The 303-nt window shown below is 65.3% G+C and carries 1 protein-coding gene; it reads right to left on the bottom strand.

What is annotated here, in order from left to right; all coding sequences use genetic code 11:
- Positions 1-131: 131 nt before the first annotated feature.
- A complete protein-coding gene (locus B3187_RS17610) occupies positions 132-302 on the bottom strand; it encodes a carboxyltransferase domain-containing protein (protein ID WP_414673698.1) in 171 nt (56 codons plus the stop codon).
- Position 303: the final 1 nt, after the last annotated feature.

A 303-nucleotide genomic window follows, 5' to 3' on the forward strand; every position in this document is an offset into this window, starting at 1 on the left:
CCCAGAGAAACGCCTGCTCATCCGCGGCCCCTCCGGGGGTCAGCCCCAGGTGCTGATAGCCAAACCGCCCCAGGTCCTGCAGCAGCGTCAGCATACCGGGCTTGATCACGGTCAGTCCGAAGGTGGGACGATCAGTCATCCAGCCACCCTCCCTGCGCCAGAAACTCGTCCCGGCTGATGGACACAAACCGCACCCGGTCGCCCGGTGCGACCGGGCATAAGTTGTCCCGGTCGGGGTCGAACATCTTGAGCGCGGTGCGCCCCAGAAGATTCCAGCCGCCCGGAGTACTGACCGGATACACT

It is taken from the genome of Marinimicrobium sp. UBA4209 (assembly GCF_002381585.1).
Taxonomy (GTDB): domain Bacteria; phylum Pseudomonadota; class Gammaproteobacteria; order Pseudomonadales; family Cellvibrionaceae; genus Marinimicrobium; species Marinimicrobium koreense.